The sequence below is a fragment of the Lewinella sp. LCG006 genome, from assembly GCF_040784935.1.
Taxonomy (GTDB): domain Bacteria; phylum Bacteroidota; class Bacteroidia; order Chitinophagales; family Saprospiraceae; genus Lewinella.
Window position 1 is genome coordinate 439,834 of the sequence record NZ_CP160680.1, and the last position, 22,394, is coordinate 462,227.

The window sequence follows — 22,394 nt, forward strand, 5'->3', positions numbered from 1 at the left end:
ATATAGAATTATGGGTAGATAAAATTTTATAGGTATTTTCAATAGTGGTCTGTCAATATTTAAAGTTCCGGTTGAGCGAACGCGGATTTTGGTGCTGATTGAGGCGGAGGTTCCCGCGCATAGCAGCGCTACGCAAGGGGTTCTCCAACGAAGAGCAGTGCCGAAAGACGCATCGGGCAACCGGAAAGTTTAAGTTTGACAGACCACTAGCTATGGTATGGTCAATTGGATAAAGAATCCGTGGTCTGTGTTGATCTCTAATTTTGCGCCAATTTCTTTAGCCCTCATCCGTAAATTTGAGTGTCCCAACCCAGAATTTTTGAGCACATTGCTCTTTATACGGCCATTGTCCTGGATGATCAATTGCATCCCATTTCGTCCGTGTTTTTGAAAAGTGATTTGGCAATTGTCGCCATTAGAATGCTTGGCAGTATTCGTAATGGCTTCTTTACAGATCAGGTACAGGTTTTGCCGAATTTGAGTAGGCATATTTTTGTCCAAGGAAACGTCAATAATTTTCAGCTCGAAATGGATGTCTTTTACCTCCAGCGTTTCTGCGGCATGCTCCCGAATGCGATCCAAAAGGTTTTTGAACTTGTCTTTTCGAGCATCAATTGCCCAAACGGTGTCTCTCATTCGAGACATGGCATTTCTGCTCATTTCACTAATCCGTTGCAATTTGGGTTGACGATCTTCTGAAGCGGTCTGTGCCAGAATTTCTGTCTGCATCGTTAGGCCTGCCAATACACTACCTACATCGTCATGTAAATCACTGGAAATTTTGACGCGAATACGTTCAATTTTTAAGGCTTGCCGTAAGCGATACATGGCAATGCTGTAAATAATCGCAGAGATCGCAAATAGAGAGATGGTATAAAACCACCACGTCTGCCACCAAGGTTTTTTGATAGCTATGTTTAAAGCATAAGCTTGTTCATTCCAAACACCGTCTGAGTTGGAAGCTTTTATCTTGAACAGGTAATCACCAGGTGGTAAGTTTGAATAACGGGCAAAGCCATTCTTTTCAGCATCTACCCAGTCATCTTCATGGTTTTCGAGTTGATATTGAAGCCGATTGTTTTCAGGGTCACTATACTCTAGCGCTACAAAATCAAAGGAGAGGGTGTTTTCATTGTACGCTAATGACAACTCCTTGAGTTCGCCAATTTGTTTTGCCGTTGCAAACGGCTCATCATTAACCTGTAAACGTGTTATTTGTATCTGTGCATGATGAGGCGAATTTTTAATGCGCTCTGGCGAAAACCGATTCATGCCCTTGGTGCCACCCAGCCAGATTTCACCATTACTCGTTTTCAAAAAAGCATTGGTGTTGTACTCATAAGCCTGTAAACCATCGAAAAGCGTGTAACGATGATGCCTTTTTTCTTCCGGGAAATAACGAATGACGCCTCTGTTACAACTCAACCAGAAGCTACCCGAGCTATCTGGTATAATGCAGTAGTAACTTTCATTAGGCGCACCACTAGTGGCTTCATTGAGTAAGTCATTGGTTCCATCCTGCTTGTTTACTTTAAGCATCCCCGTAGAGGTAGCGATCCATAAAAACTGCTTTTCCTCATGGTAGTCTTTGGCATAACCAATCCCTTCAATTTGACGGCTTACACTGTATTTGTGCTCATCTGTTTGTAAAACTAAAAGCCTGGAAGCATCTACCGCTAAATACAGTAGCCCCTCCTGTGTCTCATAAATGGAGGTTGCCAACGCTTGTTGGAGTTCTCCAAGCGAGTGGAAAGGCGTAAATACAGCTTCGTGCTCCAAGATGGTCAACTCATAAATTCCCGAGTACGTAGCAAAAAGAGTGCGCCCATCTCGAAGCTGATAAACATATAGTATGTAGTTGGGTAAATCTTGAATATATTCAAACTGACGTAATGCCTTATTCCATTTTAGTAATTGGCTTGTGCCGACTGCCCATAGATCATTCTTTTTTTCAAAGAAAAATTGGATGGATGGTTTATCGGCTAAAAGTATAGAAGTAAGTTCTTCGTTCTTTTCAACTGTTGGATAATAAGTGGTATAGCCCCTAGAGTAGCTGCAAAAAATTTCTCCTTGGCTGGTTTCAAAAATGGCGGCAATGTTTTGACCAATAAATTCGTCTACAACAGCGAATTTTTGCTTGCTTAAATTGGTATAATTTACGCCAGATGAAAAGCTGCTTATCCAGATGTTTTCTTGATGGTCCTTGTATAATTTATTGGGTATCCTGATGCGCAAGCCCAGCTTTTCAGGATTGTCAGCAGGGATTTGCCCAATAAACTGCCCAGTTTTTCTATTGAAAATCAGTATACCCAGCCTTGAACTAGCGACCCAGCGTATAGAATCATTGATACTAACCGTCGAATTAACGCTCCCTATCTCAAGGCCGTTCAACTCATCGAGGATGCGATACTGGTTCGTCTTGGGGTGGAAGATGACCAGCCCTTTTTTAGCTCCTAAATACCAAACATCGTCTTTGTCTTCCTTTACGCTGGCAAGGTGGATGATTTCCATTGCGGGCACCTCCGCTTGCTTTCCGTCAAAAGCAGCACGAACGTGGAAGGGGGGCTGGGTGTCCAAAATACTAATTCCCCGGGCTCTGTTTATATTACAGGAAACGACCTGCTTAAGCTCCCCTTTGTCATCCAATACAGGGAAATTGTGCTGGCCATCAATAGCACATAAAGCGAGTGCTGTTTTATCATCAACATCAAACAAGTAGAGCCTGCCTTTAGCGCCAATTCCTACTCTGACCCACAATTGTTGTTGTCCATTCCTGTCGAGATGAAATGCGTGGTAATCCTCCTTAAGCAATACCCCCTTGTCGTCTTTGATTTGAAATCGCTGAAAATGATCCTGTTCTCTGTTATAACAATGGATACCTTCATAGCTCGTAAACCATAGATTGGTTTGCTCGTCTTCGTAAAAATTACTGGTAATGATATTGCCCAGTAGACTAGTGGAATCGCCCGAAATGGATTTGTAAACTTTTACTGATTTGCCATCAAAGCGATTTAAGCCGTCTATCGAACTCAGCCACACAAAGCCTTTGGAGTCGTGGTAGATGAAATTGTTTGAGGCTTGGGATAAACCTTCTTCCGGAGAGAGATAATGGAAGGTATGGCTTTGAATTTGGGCGTAAAAAACACCAGGGCTGATCGCGAGTAATGCGATCAGCCACAGCAGTGGGACGTTTATTTCATGATTGCTAATCAAATAAAATCGAGGATTTAATTAAGAAAATTATCTAGTTAATCTCAACTTACGACCCATTATCGCCATCATTTTCAGCCTACTCATTACCATAAGTACCACCACAATTGGGAGGGCAGGGTAATAAACTCAGGCTTGAAGAAACTTGATTGTTGTTATAATTTACTTGCCCAATAATGGTTCTATGAGTATCTGTAGTGTCGTTAAACTTCACGTCAATGACCTCGAATAGTATATCATCGAAATCGTTGCTGGTGAAAAAGCTATCGTCAAATAGTACTTTAAGCCCCATTTGAGAACTGTCTACCTGACGAATTTCATTCAGTTTATCGACTATTTCTGGCCCTGATCCTGCTGCCACAACAAGGTATTTTGCAAGATCAGTTGGAACTCGTTCTACACCATCAACTTGAACAGCGCCATTAATGGGAACAGCACCCTGCTCATTACTGGCCAGGCAAAAATGGTTGGCCTCTACTAACTCATCATTGCCATTAACACCCAAGGCTATCATAATCAATTCATTGTTACGGGCTGCTGGATAGATCCGGAGGCTATCACATTTATTTTTTTTGCATAAATCTAATAGGCCCTCTCTGCTAAAGGTAGCCGATAAATCAGAAACAGTGCCTGAAACGGATTGAATAGATTTTTCATCAGCTGCTCTAAAATTGTCGTCTAATAAAGTACTGCTCGGTAAATTAACTTCAACTGTCTTTCCCATGATGTGTGGTTTTAGAATGTTTTAAATAAAATCCTTGATGCTTTATTTCTTTTAAACCCGCCTTATGACAAGCGATTACAGCTCACCATCCATTACTTTTTTAATCACTTCCATCTTGTTATTAACCTCCAGGGTACGGTAAATCCTCTTGATGTGATCTCTGACGGTGTCTAAAGAAATATCCAATTTATGACCGATCATTTTGTAGGACAATCCGTCTACTAATCCTTGAACGATTTGTTTTTGGCGTTCCGATAGCTCGTCTCCTTGTTTTTTGGCTTTAGGCATAAAACGTTCCGCAATCTTCCTCGCTATGGTAGGAGACATATAAGACCCACCTCGGGAAACGGTAAAGATGGCTTCCTGGATTTTTGTAAGCGGTGTCCGTTTTGAGATATAAGAGCACGCGCCTGCGCAAAGCGCATCGTAGATTTTATCATCTTCCTCAAATGTAGTCAAGATGATGATGTCTATATTGGGGTATTTCTGGCGAATATGATAAATGCCTTGTATGCCAGACATGCCGGGCAGCCCAATGTCTAATAACATAACATCTACCAGAGGTTTCCTGAAAGACTGTGCCATTTCTAAAAAAGCCTCTACGCTGGTAACGCTAGCTGTTAGCTCAATAGACGGATGCTGAAGTAGGAAGGTTTCCAAGCTTTCCTTGATGACTGCATCATCTTCTATGATAACTAATTTGATTTCTTGCATACTACAAAGGTAACAAAGCAGCACCTGGCAGTTGTCCACATTTTGATGTGGGTACGCGAAACAGAGCCTACTACTTGATGTATGCCTTGTGCTGTTCTTCCGTTTTCATAAAAAAAATGCGCCATCCACATCAAAATGTGGATTCCCTCCCTGACTCCCCCCCATACCTTTGTCCTATCAGCAATTGAAAAGGAATCGAAGTAGTGAAAAGGAAAACTTCGATCTTTTTCAGAACCACCTAAAACCTGTCAACCATGAAGATATTTCCTGTCATGCGACCATTACGAACCCAGAAATCTCGTGAAAATTTTTCCGACATCTATTATAAAGCTTCAAGTTTACCAATTCCTGACCACTATTTACATGATCCCAATAACATCGTTTTGGGTATCTATTGGAATCAGGAATTGATCGGGGGCTTTATTCTGGGTAAAAGTTCCCATTTGAGAACTATTGAGCTTTTCGCCAAGGAAGACAAGCATGAGCTGCTCTACCAACAGCTACATGATAAAGGCGTATGCACAGAAATTTGCTGCTTCTGGATCAAGAAAGAGGTACGCACTAAAACGACCCTTAATTTTTTCATTTGGCTGTCTATGGCTTACGCGCTCAAGCGGTACGCTACGGCTCATATTGTTTTCGGAACCTGCTCTCGCTCCTTGGCGCGTCTGTATGCAGTCACCACTAAAGTGAAGTTCCTCAGTCAGGACTTTATCAACAGGAAACCCACTTTTATCTTTTGGGGCAAGCAACGGTATGCTATATCGGGCATCTCCGAGATTGTTTTTTATAAGCTGAAGCGGATTTTGAAGATGGCTAAGAGATCTCAGTCACTTACCTCCATTTAGTACAGACTTCAACATCCAACATCATGCTACCAACACCCCCATTTGTACAGCCGTACGAACAGTCCAAGCTACGTCTTGAAAAAAGCACTTCGCTAGCGCACACCAACAACTTTATCAGAAAGGTAAAGTACCTGATTCAACTGAATTTCGACAATGAGTTATTCGATGCCAGCTATCTGGCCAGGCAAGTTCACCTGAGTGTTTCACAGCTCAATCGCAAGGTGTTTAATACACTCAATTAAATTGAAAATAAATTTCAATTTAATTGAGTGACAAATCTTAATTTATTTATTAACCTTTCATATCTATTATTATGAAAAACAAGAATTCGGAAAAAGAACTTTATTACATCAACTTTACCAATGAATTGACAGATGTGAGTAGTGTTTATGTAGAAATGCAGCACGATTTCACTCATACCTCTTATTGGACAGCGAGTGCGGTAAAGGACAATTCCGTGCATTACAGGCCTTATTTTCAATCCTACCATTACACTGTTGCTGTATACAGAGCGGACAATGGGACGGAAGGCCCACACATAGCAAGTTTTCAATATGCTTGCTGTAAAGATGCTAGTGTGACTATTACCATCCATGGAACATCCTCTAAGCCTAGCTTTACGGTTTCGTAATCATCCACCCGCTTCAAATCTTAAATCAAATCTAAAACTAAACAATTATGTCAGATTACAAATTTTCAGTCTCAAGCCCACCAACATTAAAGGATCAAGGTGTTGATTTTGTAATTCATCACCCAGAATTCCCCGATGTTCTTAAATCGTACAATATCTCCATTCCAATGCCTCAACCGCCGAATTTTATCGCCTTCGGCTTAGATTTACCTGAAACGGTTAAAGGAGTGTTGAAAAGTCAAAATGTATGGAAACGATTGGGAGAGGTAAGAACAATAGCTACTAAAGAAACCCTTACTGTAACAGAAACGATAACGCAAAGTCTTACGGAAACAAGAAGCTTAAGAGCATTGATTCGCTTGGCTGTCAGTGCAGAAGCAAATGGGCTTTTTGCTTCTGCAAAAGCAGAATTAACTGCTGAAGTGGAAGGTACAATTCAAACCCAAGAGAATTGGACTAAAGAAACAACACACACTAGAACTATTGAGACCCAACCAGACAGAACCTATGCCTTCTGGAATCTTTTAAATCGGGTATCCTTTAGTTATTCTTCCTCCGATCTACAAGATATTATTACTAAAGTTGAAACCCTTATCCGAAGCAATAATAAAAATGATAAAGCTAAGGAGATATTAGCGAGTGCTACTAATTACCTTAACAAGATAAAAACGCTTAAGGAAATGGAACATAAAAGCGACTTGCTGTTTCATTATTTTGAAGATCATATGGACAATGATCATGCTTTATTGGCTAGAATGCAAGGTTTCTAATACGCAATAACACGGAGAATTCTATCAGAGGCTGCCCCACCATAGGCAGCCTCTTTTTTATCACTATACCGATCCTAAAGTGGTTTGGGCTTTAACCAAACGCCCGCTGAAATTATCCATGGCCATTTTGGTGGTATAGAATATCAATTAGAAAGGGCCAAAATGGCGCCAAGATTCACTTTTTTTAAAAAAATCACCCTTACCACTTACCTCCTTCTCTCTTTCCGACATATACTGATGGTTTCCCGAATGAAGTGTTTGGGCAAAGGCCCGCAACACTTAATTGTCAGGATAATTTGGCTTCTCAATTGTTATTTTTAATTATATTTATTGAGGATATTTGGCTATCCCTACCCCATCCTTCTGAAAATAATCAACGGTTGAGAACCCCAAAAAGCGCAAAACACTTGGTTAATCCATTCTTTTTTGACGCTGCTATTCACCAAACATAAAACCTACTAGTATGTTCAGATTATTTTTCAGCCTACTTATTACGAGCATAATCTTTAGTACCTCATTGGGGGCACAAAGTGCAGAGAACCCCGAAGCATGGGCTTTTCGTTATGTCTCCAGCAACTTTCAGTGGCCACTTGATAACAATTCAGGGCTGGCCCGCGATGATTTCAATGGAGGGCTCCAATTCGAATATTTTCGATTCCTCAACGACAACTTTGATGTAAGTTTTCCATTTCGGATAGCTTCCGCCCAACATCCTCTTGACGCTACCGGTAGCAGAACCAGACAGGCCGTTAATTTTGGTCTGGATGTGCTACTCAATCTAAACCTTTACAAAGGTGATGTTTTCCGCCCGCGCTTATTTGCCGGGGTGGGTGGCCTACTTCTAGAGACCGATGACTTGTCTTTGGACGTACCTATGGGACTGGGCTTAGACTTTTACCTTGGACGTAACACCTCCCTCTCAACCACCTTTTCCTACCATTACAACAGCGTTGATTTCCGCGATCACTTTATGGCAGGTATAGGTTTCCACATTGCTGTGGATGATTACGACCCTCCCGCACCTGTTGTCAAAGACCGAGATGGTGATGGTATCGTTGATGCAGAAGACCTTTGTCCTAACACCCCTGGTATTGTAGCCCTCAACGGCTGCCCCGATAAGGACGGTGACGGCATCAAAGATAGCAGTGACAAATGTCCGGACACTCCTGGCATTGCTAAATTTGAAGGTTGTCCAGATACCGATGGTGATGGCTTGATGGATAGCGAAGACAAGTGCCCGGAAACAGCCGGACCTATAGACAATGAGGGTTGCCCCATCACCGACCGCGATGGCGACGGTGTAGAGGACGCCCAAGACAACTGCCCTGACGTAAAAGGAACAGTAGCCAACAATGGCTGTCCGACCTCACCAATGATCGTTACGGCCAAAGACAAAATCACCGGCGAAGTATTGCCCGACACCGAAGTTGCCCTCCTTGATGGCAGCGGACAGGTTGTAAAAACAGGCACGACCAACAGCCTGGGCGTAGTAGAATTTGCCAACGTGGAGCCTGGTAACTATACCATCCAATCTAAGCTTTACGGCACTGCACTGGAAGAAGGAACAATTGCGGCCAGCGATTTCAATACTTCTACTTCCGTACAGAAAACGGTCTACTATAATGACCCCAACTTTATCATCAAGGGCAAGGTGTTCTATTGTAATAGTCCGAACCCCCTACCCTCTGTATCCCTCAACCTGAGCAACAATGCTACGAACTTTATGAAAACAACAATCTCTAAGAGCAATGGAGAGTTTGTTTTCTACCTGGACAACCGTGCCGTTTACGAATTGTACGCCAAGAAGGAAAGCTTCCTTTCGCAGGTGGTCAATGTGGATGCGAAGAACTACGATCGCTCTAAGTCGGTATTTGTGCGGTTAGAAATCTGTGCCGATGAAGTGAAGTGTGGTGATGCCATCAATCTGGAAAATATCCTTTACGATACCGGTAGTGCGGCCATCCGACCTGATGCAGAACCCGACTTAAACAAGGTGGTTCAATTCATGAGAGACAATACGGATGCGAAAATAGAATTGTCGTCCCATACCGATAGTCGGGGGCAAGCTTCATCCAACCTTGCACTGTCTCAACGCAGAGCAGAAGCGGCAGCCAACTATATCATCGCTCAAGGCATTGCTGCTTCACGGGTGATTGGTAAAGGTTATGGAGAAACCCAATTACTCAACAGGTGTGCTGATGGCGTCAATTGTAGCGCTGCGGAACACCAGGTGAATCGCCGTACGGAATTTAAGGTGATCTGTCCGGAGTAAAATGGGTACTTCGAGGTACTTGGTACTTCGTATTTGGTAGCTGACAAAAAAATCCCGAAAACAGGGCAAATTCATGAATTTGCCCTGTTTTCGGGATTTTTTTTAGGCCAAACACAAGAGGGATTTGCTGCCCTTTCGACCAACAAATCCCTCTACTCTTTACCATTTTTCAGGTACTAAATACTACTGCTCGTAGTAGAAACGCTCGTGTACGATCTGGTCGCCTTCCCACTTCTGGACGGCTACCTGCTCCATCTTTACGCGGTTGCCATCCTTGAAAGTGACTTCCATCATAGACTCTACGAAGGTAGTACCATTGGCTTCGTCGGAACCGATGCCCGTAATCTGTAGATCATGGAATTCCTGAACGCTGTTCAAAAACTGCACCTCGTAATCACGGCAAACTGCTTTGCTCTCACGCGTACCACGTGGCTCGGTCATTACTACGTTATCAGCATAGTACTTGTCGAAGGCCTCCAACAATTGGCCTTGGCCAAGCATGTTGTAAATATCTTGTGCTTTTTCTAAATAAGTCATTTTGGGTATTTTTTAATTAATGTATATACACTAAATGTATTTACACAATAATTAGTTGAACATCATAGGCATTATTTTTCAAAAAAAATCACAGCCCTATGAATGCGCAGTAGAATAGAGGCTCCGTAGGACAGGGTTTCCTACTCCCCTCGCTCCGTAGCGTTTTTAAAACCCGACGCTACGGAGCGAGGGGAGTAGCGGACAGCCTGATGCCTTCAAAATATTCAACTTATCCATTGTTGCTTACGTTGATAGTCTCATTACAAGTAATTATCCTACTATGTCTTCTTTCCATGTAATTATCATTGGTGCCGGCTTGTGTGGCCTAAGCACGGCCTATCGTTTGCAGCAAGCAAATATTCCTTTCCTCCTCCTGGAAGCCCGCGACCGGATTGGGGGTAGAATCCTGACGGTGCGCAATGAATCGGGTACCCCCATTGAGATGGGTGCGACTTGGTTGGGTAAAAAACATACGGCCATCAACGCTTTATTGAAGGAGTTGAAAATTGGGATCACCGAGCAATACCTGGGGCAACAAGCGATCTACGAACCGCTTTCGACCAGTCCGCCCCAACTGGTACAACTTCCACCCAACAATGACCCCAGCTACCGTATTGCAGGCACCACTACGGCGCTGATTGAAGCCCTGGCAAAGCCTCTATCGCCCGCCAGTATCCACCTCCAACAAGTGGTGCAAGCTATTGAAAGCAAAAGTGACGGTTTTTTGGTACGCACCCAGAATGCGGTATTTACCGGAGCAGCCATCGTCAGCACACTTCCCCCTCGCTTACTCATGCAGACGGTGGCATGCACACCGGCCTGGCCGGAACCGCTACAAAGCATCGCCAACCAAACCCACACCTGGATGGGCGAAAGCATTAAAGTAGGCTTCACCTACCCTACTCCTTTCTGGCGGGCCAAAGACCTGAGTGGTACGTTGTTTAGCAACGTTGGGCCCGTGGGTGAAATGTACGATCATTCGGATGATGACCAGGGGTACTATGCCCTCAAAGGTTTCCTCAATGGAGCATACCACTCGCTGACGAAAGCAGAACGCTGCCAACTGGTATTGCAACAGTTGCGCAAATACTACGGGGAGCAGGCTGACCAATACACTACCTACGAAGAGGGGGTATGGCGACAGGAGTCTTATACCTTTACGGATTACGACCAAGCGCTGCTACCCCACCAAAACAATGGCCACGCTATCTTTCGACAGCCGTTTTTCGGTGGGCGATTCTGGATGGGAGGGGCAGAAACCGCCAGCGAATTTCCGGGCTATATGGACGGTGCAGTGCGGCGGGGAGAGGAAATTGCGGCAGCATTGATCGCTGCTATTTTTTGATGCTATAGTTCTCTAAGGCAGACGATATGTATATAAATGACTTATATAACACACGACAACTGTGAAGCAATAAAAATCAGCAGACCCAATACCTTATAATTCCGCAGCACCCACATTTTAAAATATATTATTCTAGCATTTAGGTTGATATTGTTTTTTTTATTTACTATGTTTGCCATACACAAGACAAACATCATCAACTTCAACCTGGACAATCATGACAAAACGCTTAACTATTTATCTAGGCCTACTGGCCGGATTTGCCTTTATCATCTACAGCTGCGCGAAAGATGAAACCATCATCAATACACTTGATGATCAAGAAATAACCACCCAACAAAGTCAAGTTATTGACGGTCAGTACATCGTTGTTTTCAACGAAGGCGCCATTGAACTGGGACGCGCTGACATCAGTGCTGCTAATTACTGGGAAGTGAGGGCACAAGTGGCCGAAGCAGCACAAGCAATTTTACGCGAAAACCGGATTGTTGACCGGGAACTCCTTCAAACTTATGCTAAAGTATACCAAGGCATTGCACTCAACCTTGACCAGGAAGAGCTAGCACGCTTGAAGGCTGATCGCCGGGTAAACTTCATTGAGCAAGACCAAACCGTACACGTAACCATGGGCGGCCCTCCGGGTGGCGGCGGTGGTGGCGGTGGCCAGAGCACACCTTGGGGGGTAACCCGCGTAGGTGGCCCGGTAGCTGGTGCTAATGCGGGTACTGCCTGGATCATCGATTCTGGTATTGACCTGGATCATCCTGATCTTAATGTAAACACGGCCCTTTCTGCTACTTTTCTTGGTGGTAATAGTACCCCTGATGATCAAAACGGTCACGGCACCCACGTAGCAGGTACAGTAGCCGCTATTAACAATGATATTGGCGTTGTAGGTGTGGCAGCAGGTGCTCCTGTTGTATCGGTACGCGTATTGGACCGTCGCGGCAGTGGTGCCTACTCAGGTGTTATTGCTGGTGTTGACTACGTTGGAGCTTTGGCCAGCAATGGTGATGCGGCCAATATGAGTTTAGGTGGTGGTGCTTCTTCTGCTTTGGATGCAGCCGTAATAGCAGCTTCTGGTAGTTGTCCTTTTGCCCTGGCAGCAGGAAACGAATCTACCAATGCTAACAACTCTTCGCCAGCAAGAGCTAACGGAAACAATGTTTATACAGTTTCCTCAATGACCTCTACCGACAACTGGTCTTCTTTCTCTAATTATGGCAACCCACCCGTAGATTACTGTGCGCCAGGATCTAGCATTCCTTCTACGTACAAGGATGGTGGTTATGCTACATTGAGCGGTACCTCTATGGCGGCTCCTCACGTTTGTGGGATCCTTCTATTGGGTAATGTCAGCAGTGATGGCACCGTTAATGGAGACCCTGATGGCAATCCTGATCCAATTGCACACCTCTAGGGGCAATTGATCTTCCTTATCTAATCATTGTCTTGTAAGTAGGAAAGCGGGCAAATCGGAAAGATTTGCCCGCTTTTTTATTCCTAGCCTTCCTGTAATTTTTCTGATTCCACTTTATCCATTAAATTGGACGTTTCCAAAACAGTCTCCACCTATGCTTGGCGAAAACAACAAGAACTATCTTCTACTATTATCTTTTCTGGAAGGCGGTGCCGTAATGGCCTGCGAACTCATCGGCGCGAAATTGTTAGCGCCTTACTTTGGTACTTCGCTCTACGTGTGGGCCGCAGCCTTGGGGCTTACGTTGGGAGGGCTCACGATCGGCTACTTTGTAGGCGGGCGATTATCCAAACGCTACACCGGGAGCACGCGCCTCCTTTATAGCATTCTGGTAGGGGCAGCTGCCTTATTGGTGTTGATGCCGTTCACCAGCAATTTCATCATGGAGGCCACCATCAACCTGCCCTTGGAATTGGGGGCTATCTTCTCCTTGATCGTCTTCATGGTTCCTCCTTTGGTATTGATGGGCATGGTTTCTCCCGTGATTATCAACTTATTGACCGATCAAGCGAAATCGGCTGGTAACAGTGCCGGTAATGTTTATGCCATTTCTACAACTGGTGGTATTCTTTTTACTTTTCTAATGGGCTTTTGGGTGATTCCCGAATACGGCTTGCGGCTTCCAGCTATTGTCACGGGTTTTCTATTGGCTGCACTTCCGCTTCTTTCTTTGATAAAACAAGCCAAAAGCCAGACCTTCTTCTTACCGCTGCTACTAGGGTTTGCTTACCTTAGTTTGCAGGCGGCACCACAATACAACGAAGAATACCAAATATTGTATCAATCTGACGGCATACTCGGCCAGGTGAAAGTGGTAGACTACCCCTCTTATGAAATCACCGACAATGCTGCAATCGGGCGCGGCCTGATCGTCAACAATACCTTACAGACTTACGTGGGGCATGCCGAAAACTTTGCCTACAGTATTTGGAACTGGGCCAATTATTTCCCTACAGCAGCCTCCGTTTTTCCGGAAGGAAGCAAAATCCTCTTGCTCGGGCTTGGAGGCGGCACATTGGTCAAGCAACTCACCCGCCTGGGTTTTGAAGTGGATGTGGTGGAGATAGATCGCCGCATTTGGGAGGTTTCGGTGATCCACTTCGGGCTTGACCCCAACACTAATATCTTTATTGATGATGCCCGCCATTATGTCAAAACAACAAATAAAACCTACGATATCGTCATCTTCGACACCTTCCTCAGTGAGTCTGTTCCAGAGCATTTACTTACATTGGAAGGAATTTCGGATACCAAAGAAATTCTCCGACCCGGAGGGATGATCATGGCCAATTTTTATGGCTTTTTGCAAGGTGATAATGGAATAGCTGCTCGTTCTGTTTATAAAACGATGAAAGCAGCGGGGCTGGTCACCGAATTGCTGGCAACCCCAGGTACAGAAGGTTCACGTAACCTGATTTTCTTGGGAGCTTTAGAGGAAAAAGACTTTAGTCAAACCCGCTATACCGTGCCTACTTTGCCCACCATCGAAGATTTATACGTTCATTTTGTCGATGATCGTCTCATCTCTCAAGAAGAAGCCTATCTACTCACTGATCAGCAACCGCGCTTGTCCAAGCTTTACGCCCGGGCAGCTATGTCGTGGAAAGAGAGTTACAATGCCTACTTCCGTCGGCACTTTCAAAAGGACGTAAGATAACGTTTGGAGCCAAGGAACACTGCGCTATTGCTTCTTATCCAACCGATAGTTGATGTAAGTGATCCCTTGTTGCGCCTGTGCCATTAGCTGCTGGACGGTGGGTGTCGATTCAATTTTGCGGTAAGCATCAATGGCTTGTTCGTAGCTTTTGCGTGCTGCAAGCAAACGCTGGGTATCAAAAACGCCCGAAGATTGGGTATAGCCCAGATTATAGTGCGCATCTGCCACTTGGCGAATATTAAAATCGGAAGGATTGAATTCGTAGGTGCCCTGAAGACTCATCAGGCGCTGTGTGGCTGGGCTTGCATTTTCAAATTCATGAAGGGCACGCTTGTAATCAAACGGTTTGGAATAGGTGCTGGCACTTATCCTAAGCACATCCTCGTAGGGAATTCGGGTATGGAAGGGCTTGAGCAGAATAGGATATTCTCTCATTTGCCAGCGCGGATCAGCAGGAAGATGGATACGAAAAAACATCCCCTCTTTGACCAACACCTGCTCCAAATCAATTTTCTTGACGAACTCGGCCGTCACCTCATCGCCACCAACAGCACCGCTGCCCAGGCTGATATCCACACCGTAGTAGACCCCATCTATTTTTACCAGGTTCCAGGCATGATAGGGATGGTCAGGAATATCTTTGATCGCTCCATCATAGTGATACTCAGGATAATCTATTACTTCGTGCCAATAATTCACATATCCCGTGACCAAGTAGCAATCTATGCCCATCAAGCGGCACAATTCCTGGTAAAACTGTGAGAAGGTCTGAAAGTTGCCACGTTGGGTACGCAAAACTTCTTGTAGGTCGACTTTGTCCTTGGCGAATTGCTCGCCTTCAAAATCGTAGCTGATGTGCTCAGTGATCCAATAAAAGGCAATTTCGGCGGCTTGTAATTTGGTGGTCGTTTTGCTTTCCAGGGTACTGGCCAAAGAAGCCAAAGTCATCTCTTCCGTTGGGCGACTGACACTGGCGTAATACAGTAAATTGTGATTGAGAGAATCTAAGGCCTGTAGGTTATAAACAGTGCTTAGGAAGCAGAGTAGTGCAATAAATTTAGCGCGCATCTTCATCGGTGTTTGTGTATGATAACAGGGATACATTGAGCACCTAGTGCCTGCCGCAAAAATAAGGATTTTACCCATTACAAAGATTGATTTTTTAAAGCCTTTAGGGCAATAGAAGGAATGATAAGCGACCAAGCTGACCGCGTAAATTCACAAATTTACCCGAAGTGGAAATTTTATTAATTCACCCGATAATGTCTAAATTCGTGGCATGAAGCAAACCATCGCCATTATCGGGGGCGGGCCAGCGGCATTGATGTTGGCCGCTTTTTTGAAAGAGGAACAATTCGACGTTACGATCTACGAGAAGAACAAGACCGTAGGCCGTAAATTCCTCGTAGCGGGCAAAGGCGGCTTCAACCTTACCCATTCCGAATCGTTGTCGGCTTTCGCCGAAAGGTACACGCCGGCCCATTTTCTGCAACCTGCACTCCATCATTTTAGCAATGAGCACCTGCGGCAGTGGCTCGAAAGTATCGGCATTCCCACCTTTGTGGGCAGCAGCAAAAGAGTCTATCCTGAAAAAGGCATTAAGCCCATTGAAGTACTCCAAAAAATATTGGCGGTGTTGGAAGAAAAGGGCGTCCGCATACTTACAGAACATACCTGGACGGGTTGGGGGGCGGACAATACCCTTCTATTTGCCGAACAAATGCCCATAGCGGCGGACTACACGGTCTTTGCCCTTGGCGGGGGAAGTTGGAAAGTAACTGGCTCCGATGGCAGTTGGCTGACCATTTTCACCAAAAAAGGTATTGCCACTAAAGCTTTCAAGCCTGCCAATTGTGCCTACCAGATGGATTGGCCCACTACCTTTCTTTCCAAAAACGAAGGGCAGCCGCTCAAAAACATTGCCATTTCCTGTGAAAATAGCACCCAAAAGGGGGAAGCCGTCATCACGCACTTCGGGTTGGAAGGCAACGCCCTTTACGCCCTGAGCCCGCAAATTCAGGCACAACTTGAGGAGCAGGGAAAAGCTACGGTTTACCTCGATTTAAAACCGATGTTTACGGAAGAAGAAATCCTGCGGCGGCTCCGCTCCTCACGCGAAAAGACGATGAGCAGTACCCTCCGGCGTGGCCTCAAGCTCGGGCCAACCAAGATGGACATGCTCCAGGCTTTGCTTCCAAAGGAAACTTACCTGGTACCCGAAAAGCTAGCGCCCAGCATTAAGCGCCTCCCCCTCACACTACTGGGGGCTGCACCCCTCGACGAGGCCATCTCCACCACCGGCGGCATTGCCCTCGAAGCGGTGAATGCCAACTTTGAGCTTTCCCAACTCCCAAAAACCTTCTGCATTGGCGAGATGCTGGATTGGAATGCCCCTACCGGCGGCTACCTGCTGCAAGCTTGTTTTAGTATGGGCGTGTTTTTGGCGGATTATCTTGGTGGGGAGTGATAAAAGACGCGTCTTTTCTTTTAAACTTTATACTTTTTCTTCAAATCATTAAAATTAACCACTTTCTTAAAACCTCTATCCTTCAGACCTTTATACAGCTTAGTATCTCCAGTCCATAGAGTTTCATCCATATATTGTGTTAATGCCACAAAAGTGACATCATCTGGATCTATATCTCTGACCAACCTCATCGCTTTGACATATTCTTCAAAAGGAATTAAACCATCAGCAATAAATGATACTCGGGAATAGACCATTTCTAAAGCAAGTCGGACTTCTTCTTCGGTCAATTTCGACCTCTCTAAAATTTTTTGAAAATGCTTCTCAATCTCTACCTTCAAATAGCTTGGCGCATACAGCACCACACCTATTTCATTTGTTCTTAAAATAAATTGACCTATTCCACTACTTATGTTTAAGACTCCAGAAAATATAACATTTGAGTCAATGATATAAATATCCATTATTCTAATACATCTTTAAACTCATCTAACTGAGATAATCTTTCTTTCATTTCTTTTGACCATCCTCCTTTGACTTCCCTTGATAATTCCTCAATATCATCGGTGGTAGCAGAACTTCTACTCACTACATCAATAAATTGGAAGTATTCTAATACCTTTTGAATATCAACTGGGTTGACAGTTAAAGGTAACTTTATAATAAACTCGTTATCAGTCCTTTCTATACTTACAGCCATTACTATAATTATTTTAATATGAGAACAGAATTACGTTGGCTATGGTTCCGAACGTCTAACTTAATAATTTTATAGATGCTCTCCATTATCAAATGGAATTTATTGAGAGTCATTTTAGGCCTCTTATAATATCCAACTTATCAGCTGGAGCGTTGGGGGCTAAAAATAATGGTATTGTATCTTCTGTTCTTTTTGGCCTTTTAAGAAAGTCTATTGGCCATTCAGTTATTCTTTCTTCTTTTCGATGGACGTAATTTCCTGGCTGAGGTTCATCAATATATTCCCTTTGTAGAATCAATGCAAGCGGTTCTTGAGCACCTGAAATCTTCTTCGCAAATTCTATTGCAGCATCACAATCATCAAATGAGTAGTAATAATCACTTCCTTGTTCTAAATCTTCAGCTCCATCACCTGGGTAACACCATACGCGATACTCTAGGACCTCATCCCATACATATCCGCCCCCAGCTTTTGCTAATCCAGGGTACTTGCCCACTCTTGACTTATCATATACACTTGGATACATTTTCTCTTTTTTAATTCATTGAGCAGAATATTTTCCCTCGCACCACTCAACGATAAATCACCTTCAAAACCTGCGTACTCCCTGCCGCTCGGAGATGCACAAAATATACCCCCGGCTTGGGCAACTGGACGCGAAGTTGACCTTCTGACAGGTTTATCGTTGGCAGTGCTACTTGCCGACCAAGTGCATCAAACACCCTTATCTCCGCTGCGTGAAAATCACCTAAAACTGATACTTCACCGTTGCTCGAAGGGTTGGGAAACACCTGCCAGGGCGAGGACAGCTCGGGTGATTCGTCTAGTGCAGTGCTCATATCATTGTAAGCGAAAACGCACTCCTGCAAGCCCAGGTATTTAGGATTGTTTACATCATCCATGGTTTCTTTTACGCCCCAGCTGCCCCATTTGGAATAGCGGCCGTGGGAGGAGAAGTGCGCAAACAATCCGCCGTGATTGGTATACCAATAATCAAAATATTCACAATAAGCAGCTTGTAAATCCGGGTGATGGTTGGCCGCATTAAGTTTTGCGGTAAGCTCATCAATATTGACATTTGCGCCAGTGGCTACCAGGTGTTGCCCGCCTTCGTAGGCAATCAAATCGAGCCCATAATTATCTGCAACCACCTTGTTATCGTCCATGTAGCCAAATGAAACGGGCAGGCTTTCCTGCATCCTCGCTACGATCTCCGGGATAGAAATTGTAGCCACTTCGCCCTGGCTCACAATGGTATTGGCCACATCTGTACCACCAAAATAAGGCGCTATCGCTATGGCATCGGCCGCCACCTGGGTAGGATTGTACATGGGGTTATTGAAATATTCCATGATCCGGTTGGTCACCCAGGCGTTGGCTGCTTGGGTGGGAATGATGCGAATCAAGCGATCGGCCCCACCAAAAGTATCCGTAAATACGCGAAATATGTCCGCAGAACGCTTGGCCGTGTATTGCCAGGCGCGGTCCCAGGAAGCTTCGGGATAACCGAGGAGGAGCCCCTGCTCAGCGGCGTAATGGTGTTGGGCAAATTGCGAGTTCCACACCTCATTACTGTACTCTACGTATAGCTTTAGATCGGGATCAAGGTTTGCCAAAAGGAAGCTGGCCAATTGCTGGATATAATCATCATTGGCCTGGTGAGGCACATTGATCCAAACGTCTTTTTGCAACAAATTGGCCAATTCAACCACATATTCCCAAGCAACACCCGCTTCTGTACTTTGGGTAAAATAATCGTAGCGGCTACGTTCCGACCAACTGGTGACCGAAGACCCATTGGTACGCAACCAATCCATAAAACGGATAGCTTGAAAATCGTCTAAAAATGTCAAAAACTCATCCGTAAAAACCTGCTCTTCGTACCTGTCTACGTATGCTGGATAAATGAATTTTATATCGGAAATAGGATCATCTGCGTTTGAAGCAATGATCTCCACCGAGACACCACTCGTCACGGTCACCAGGGTATCTACCGGGCACTGAAACTCACCACTGGCCCCAAAATGCAAACTCACCGTACCACTACCTTCTACAATCAAGCGGTACTGTCCCTGTGGTAAGGCTTCCTCAATGTCCCATAACATCAATGCCCGGACAGCCTGCGGAGGATGTACGCCATCCTCATAGGGGATTTCCAGTGGGTAACCTCGGTCATCCACTGGAACAGCCACCTGTGTATCCCAGGGGCCGTTGCCTTCGGCGTTATAGGTGATCCATTCCCGGCTTTGTTTAAAGGCATCGGTAAAGACCAGCTCAGTAGAATAATCAACAACAGAGGTGAGATTGATTGCGATGGGGCGCTCTTGGGCAGACATTATTAGTGCTGAAAAACAGGAGATTACAAGTAACATGCTTGCTTTCATAAGGGGGTAATTTAGTCCGCAAATTACGAGTTTGCTGATAAAAGTCATTACTTTATCTTGCTAAGATGGGCTACCTTCAATAGTACTCCTAATCCCTTATAAGGTTCATCTCTTTCACAAGAAATCCGCTAATAATTCAATCTGCAAATCCGTAACTAGTTCAGAACGAGCATCACCCCGGATGTTGCCACTCACGGGCATGGTGTTTTCGTAAGCACTACTGGCCGCTATAGGAACATGAGCCGCCCCGACGGCCAATCCGTGCGTGGGATCGTAACCTATCCAACCCGCACCGGGCAAAAAGACTTCCACCCAGGCGTGGAGTTCAAAACTGGGCTCCTCGTCGGTAACAAGGTAGTTATAACCACTCACAAACCGCGCCGCCAGACCAAGATGGCGTAAGAGTTGAATCATCATCCAGGAAAGATCGCGGCAGGAGCCTTCGCGGTAGGCAAAGGTCTGATCTGGTAAAAAAGGCTCGCCCTCTTCTCGGTAAATGGCCGTAAAATCTTGCTGTATTTGTTGTGTCAACGCCATCAGGAAAATCGACGTATTGTGCTGGGTTTGCACCAAAAGTGCTTGCCCGTAATGCCGCAAATCATTGCCAATGCCCATTCCCTGGAGTGATGGCTGCAAGACCAGTCCTAGCTGGTAATTGTACTTGAAGGGTACTTGCATCGCTGTAGCAGGATACAAAATAAAATTAAAAGGATTGTGCTCCGCTACGTGAACCACCGATTCGGTGCGGATACTAAACACCTCGTGTACCCCATCAAACCAGCAGCTATCGATCAGGTTGTTTTCGGCGTCCCTTTGCTGGCGGTGCCCACTCGGTGTTGGTGTTATTGTTAACTCAAACTGCTCAACGTGGTGAAAAGGCGTCGCCTGGGGGCGAAAACGCAAAAGATGAGGCTCCAGGAATACGGGGGCCGAAAACGTGTAGTTGGTATCATGAATGATTCGGTATCTCATGACTTCAGTTTATCCAACCACTCATCGCTCAATTTATCTACCGACGCAATGAGGTCTTTGTTCCATTCGCGAGACAATACGCTCAGTTCTTCCTGCTGGTAGCGCCTTTCAATGATGTTAAAAGAATCCTTTTCGTAATACAGTACATCGACCGGATAATCGACATCGTTGGCGCTGATTCGGGTGGCATCAAAAGAAAGGAAACCGGCCTTGAGCGCAAACTTTAAAGTCGAATTATATTTGATCACCCTATCCAGAATGGGTTTCCCGTAACCATTGTTCCCGATAATAACGAAAGGCGACCCATCGGCCACTTCCACCCAATTGCCCTCCGGATACAAGAGGTAAATCTTGTGCTCATCGTCTTTTTCCAATTGCCCACCAATGATGGTAAAGAGGTTAAAATCCAGCCCTCCTTCCCGTAGAGATTTCTTATCTTCTACCGCTACCTGCTTCACTTCTTTGGCAAAAGCATTGACGATTTTGTAAAGCTTGTTGAAGGGTTCCTCCCGCTCTTCGAGGGTTTCCTTAAAGTAGGTCATGGCTTTATCGCGAACGGAGCGCAACCCGGAAGTCATGATAAAAAAGGAATGGCGATTTTCATTAACGGTAAAGACTTTTTTAGCCCTACCCGTAGAGCTACCAGAGGTAATACGGGTATCGGCAATACCGATAAAACCCGTTTTGGTTTTGATGCCGAGGCAATAGGTCATTTATTGGTTTTGACTTGAAGTTTCTTGGATAATGGTATTTACCGCTCCAAAGGAAGTGAAAATTAGCGAAGACGCCAGGTTTAAATCTAGCTGAAATTGATCAATGTATTCATGTAATCCGCGCTCAAAGATTTCTTCCATATTGGTCTGTTCCATTGCTAAGCGCATCCGGCTCAATTCTGCCGTTGCAGGATGTGATGTATCTCCGGTAATACTCAACAAAGAACGCTCGGCCTGGATGAGGCATTTGTACATCGAACGTGGAAATTCTGGATCGAGCAGCAAGTACGCCGCAATCCCCAGTGGCGTCAGCTTTCCGTTCTTCTTACGGTACATATCGTAAGCCGTCACTGATTTGAGCAAAGCCACCCATTGCACCATATCCAGCGGCGAGCCCAATACCTGAGGCGTAGAAACAATGAAGTGATATTTGACATCCAGCACTCTGGAGGTCTTGTCGGCCCGCTCAATCAGGCGGCCCATTTTGGCAAAATGCCAGCCTTCGTTTCTAGAAATAGTAGCGTCGTACATGCCGTAAAGCAGCTGACAACCGTCTTTTATCTTTCTGAAAAATTTACGCGGATCTTTCTTTTTCCACTTCTCTTTTTCATTGCCTTTTTTGACGAAGTAGTATAAATAATTGATCTGTTCCCACACTTCCTTCGTGATCTCCGAACGTACAGAACGTGCATTTTCCCTGGCATAGTTGATACAGGAAAAAATCGAATTCGGATTCTCGGGATCGAAGCCCATGAAATAAATCACCTGGTTTTTTTCCGGGTCACCATAGCGCTCGGTGTAGATGCCCCAATCACCCGTAGCCACAACCAAGGGCTGCCACTGTTCGGCCTCTGATGGGGGCATCTCCAACGCAAGGTTAAAATTGACGTCCAAAAAACGGGCATAATTTTCAGCCCGCTCAATGTAGCGATTCATCCAATAGATCGTATTTGCAACTCTATTTAACATA

General features: G+C 44.9%; 20 protein-coding genes. 8 read left to right on the plus strand and 12 right to left on the minus strand.

Going from position 1 to position 22,394, the window contains the following annotated elements:
- Positions 1-210 precede the first annotated feature (210 nt).
- From AB0L18_RS01440 to AB0L18_RS01450, 3 genes are all read right to left on the minus strand, one after another.
- The gene (locus AB0L18_RS01440) at positions 211-3,213 is read right to left on the minus strand and encodes a triple tyrosine motif-containing protein (protein ID WP_367390810.1); all 3,003 of its coding nucleotides are present in this window, start codon (positions 3,211-3,213) and stop codon (positions 211-213) included.
- 76 nt (positions 3,214-3,289) lie between these two features.
- Positions 3,290-3,934, minus strand: coding sequence for a hypothetical protein (locus AB0L18_RS01445; RefSeq protein WP_367390811.1), 645 nt, complete (start codon positions 3,932-3,934; stop codon positions 3,290-3,292).
- Between the two features lie 75 nt (positions 3,935-4,009).
- The gene (locus tag AB0L18_RS01450) at positions 4,010-4,648 is read right to left on the minus strand and encodes a response regulator (RefSeq protein WP_367390812.1); all 639 of its coding nucleotides are present in this window, start codon (positions 4,646-4,648) and stop codon (positions 4,010-4,012) included.
- 254 nt (positions 4,649-4,902) lie between these two features.
- On the opposite strand from AB0L18_RS01450, the gene AB0L18_RS01455 reads away from it, so the two are divergent.
- The 4 genes from AB0L18_RS01455 (at position 4,903) to AB0L18_RS01470 (ending at position 9,169) form a co-directional block, all read left to right on the plus strand.
- Positions 4,903-5,496, plus strand: a complete 594-nt coding sequence (locus tag AB0L18_RS01455) for a hypothetical protein (RefSeq protein ID WP_367390813.1) — start codon at positions 4,903-4,905, stop codon at positions 5,494-5,496.
- Between the two features lie 23 nt (positions 5,497-5,519).
- The gene (locus AB0L18_RS01460) at positions 5,520-5,738 is read left to right on the plus strand and encodes a hypothetical protein (protein WP_367390814.1); all 219 of its coding nucleotides are present in this window, start codon (positions 5,520-5,522) and stop codon (positions 5,736-5,738) included.
- Positions 5,739-6,174: 436 nt separating this feature from the next.
- Positions 6,175-6,897 carry a hypothetical protein gene (locus AB0L18_RS01465; RefSeq protein ID WP_367390815.1) on the plus strand — a complete coding sequence of 241 codons (723 nt, stop codon included), beginning with the start codon at positions 6,175-6,177 and terminating at the stop codon, positions 6,895-6,897.
- A gap of 463 nt (positions 6,898-7,360) precedes the next feature.
- Positions 7,361-9,169: an OmpA family protein gene (locus AB0L18_RS01470; protein WP_367390816.1), complete on the plus strand. Its 1,809-nt coding sequence runs from the start codon at positions 7,361-7,363 to the stop codon at positions 9,167-9,169.
- Positions 9,170-9,352: 183 nt separating this feature from the next.
- Here AB0L18_RS01470 and AB0L18_RS01475 read toward each other — a convergent pair whose 3' ends face one another.
- The gene (locus AB0L18_RS01475; protein ID WP_367390817.1) at positions 9,353-9,706 is read right to left on the minus strand and encodes a SnoaL-like domain-containing protein; all 354 of its coding nucleotides are present in this window, start codon (positions 9,704-9,706) and stop codon (positions 9,353-9,355) included.
- 280 nt (positions 9,707-9,986) lie between these two features.
- Here AB0L18_RS01475 and AB0L18_RS01480 point away from each other — a divergent pair, with 280 nt between their 5' ends.
- From AB0L18_RS01480 to AB0L18_RS01490, 3 genes are all read left to right on the plus strand, one after another.
- Positions 9,987-11,051, plus strand: a complete 1,065-nt coding sequence (locus AB0L18_RS01480; RefSeq protein ID WP_367390818.1) for a flavin monoamine oxidase family protein — start codon at positions 9,987-9,989, stop codon at positions 11,049-11,051.
- 217 nt (positions 11,052-11,268) lie between these two features.
- Positions 11,269-12,471, plus strand: coding sequence for a S8 family serine peptidase (locus AB0L18_RS01485; RefSeq protein ID WP_367390819.1), 1,203 nt, complete (start codon positions 11,269-11,271; stop codon positions 12,469-12,471).
- 154 nt (positions 12,472-12,625) lie between these two features.
- Entirely contained in the window at positions 12,626-14,188 is a 1,563-nt protein-coding gene (locus AB0L18_RS01490; RefSeq protein ID WP_367390820.1) for a fused MFS/spermidine synthase, read from the plus strand.
- Between the two features lie 24 nt (positions 14,189-14,212).
- On the opposite strand, the gene AB0L18_RS01495 is transcribed toward AB0L18_RS01490, so the two are convergent.
- The gene (locus AB0L18_RS01495; protein ID WP_367390821.1) at positions 14,213-15,256 is read right to left on the minus strand and encodes a transglutaminase domain-containing protein; all 1,044 of its coding nucleotides are present in this window, start codon (positions 15,254-15,256) and stop codon (positions 14,213-14,215) included.
- Between the two features lie 211 nt (positions 15,257-15,467).
- Between AB0L18_RS01495 and AB0L18_RS01500 the strand changes: the two genes are divergently transcribed.
- Complete coding sequence (locus AB0L18_RS01500; RefSeq protein WP_367390822.1) at positions 15,468-16,655, plus strand: NAD(P)/FAD-dependent oxidoreductase; 1,188 nt, start codon at positions 15,468-15,470, stop codon at positions 16,653-16,655.
- A gap of 20 nt (positions 16,656-16,675) precedes the next feature.
- On the opposite strand, the gene AB0L18_RS01505 is transcribed toward AB0L18_RS01500, so the two are convergent.
- The 7 genes from AB0L18_RS01505 to AB0L18_RS01535 all read right to left on the minus strand — a co-directional run bounded on the left by AB0L18_RS01505 (position 16,676) and on the right by AB0L18_RS01535 (position 22,393).
- Positions 16,676-17,119 (minus strand): PIN domain-containing protein, encoded by a 444-nt coding sequence (locus AB0L18_RS01505; RefSeq protein WP_367390823.1) that lies wholly within the window; start codon positions 17,117-17,119, stop codon positions 16,676-16,678.
- Entirely contained in the window at positions 17,119-17,355 is a 237-nt protein-coding gene (locus AB0L18_RS01510) for a hypothetical protein (RefSeq protein ID WP_367390824.1), read from the minus strand. The genes AB0L18_RS01505 and AB0L18_RS01510 overlap by 1 nt, the downstream gene beginning before the upstream one ends.
- 109 nt (positions 17,356-17,464) lie before the next feature.
- Positions 17,465-17,881: a GCN5 family acetyltransferase gene (locus AB0L18_RS01515; RefSeq protein ID WP_367390825.1), complete on the minus strand. Its 417-nt coding sequence runs from the start codon at positions 17,879-17,881 to the stop codon at positions 17,465-17,467.
- Positions 17,882-17,927: 46 nt separating this feature from the next.
- Positions 17,928-19,739: a T9SS type A sorting domain-containing protein gene (locus tag AB0L18_RS01520; protein ID WP_367390826.1), complete on the minus strand. Its 1,812-nt coding sequence runs from the start codon at positions 19,737-19,739 to the stop codon at positions 17,928-17,930.
- Positions 19,740-19,853: 114 nt separating this feature from the next.
- Entirely contained in the window at positions 19,854-20,711 is an 858-nt protein-coding gene (locus tag AB0L18_RS01525) for a transglutaminase N-terminal domain-containing protein (RefSeq protein ID WP_367390827.1), read from the minus strand.
- Positions 20,708-21,424, minus strand: a complete 717-nt coding sequence (locus tag AB0L18_RS01530; protein ID WP_367390828.1) for a peptidase — start codon at positions 21,422-21,424, stop codon at positions 20,708-20,710. The genes AB0L18_RS01525 and AB0L18_RS01530 overlap by 4 nt, the downstream gene beginning before the upstream one ends.
- Positions 21,425-22,393, minus strand: coding sequence for an alpha-E domain-containing protein (locus AB0L18_RS01535; RefSeq protein ID WP_367390829.1), 969 nt, complete (start codon positions 22,391-22,393; stop codon positions 21,425-21,427).
- Position 22,394: the final 1 nt, after the last annotated feature.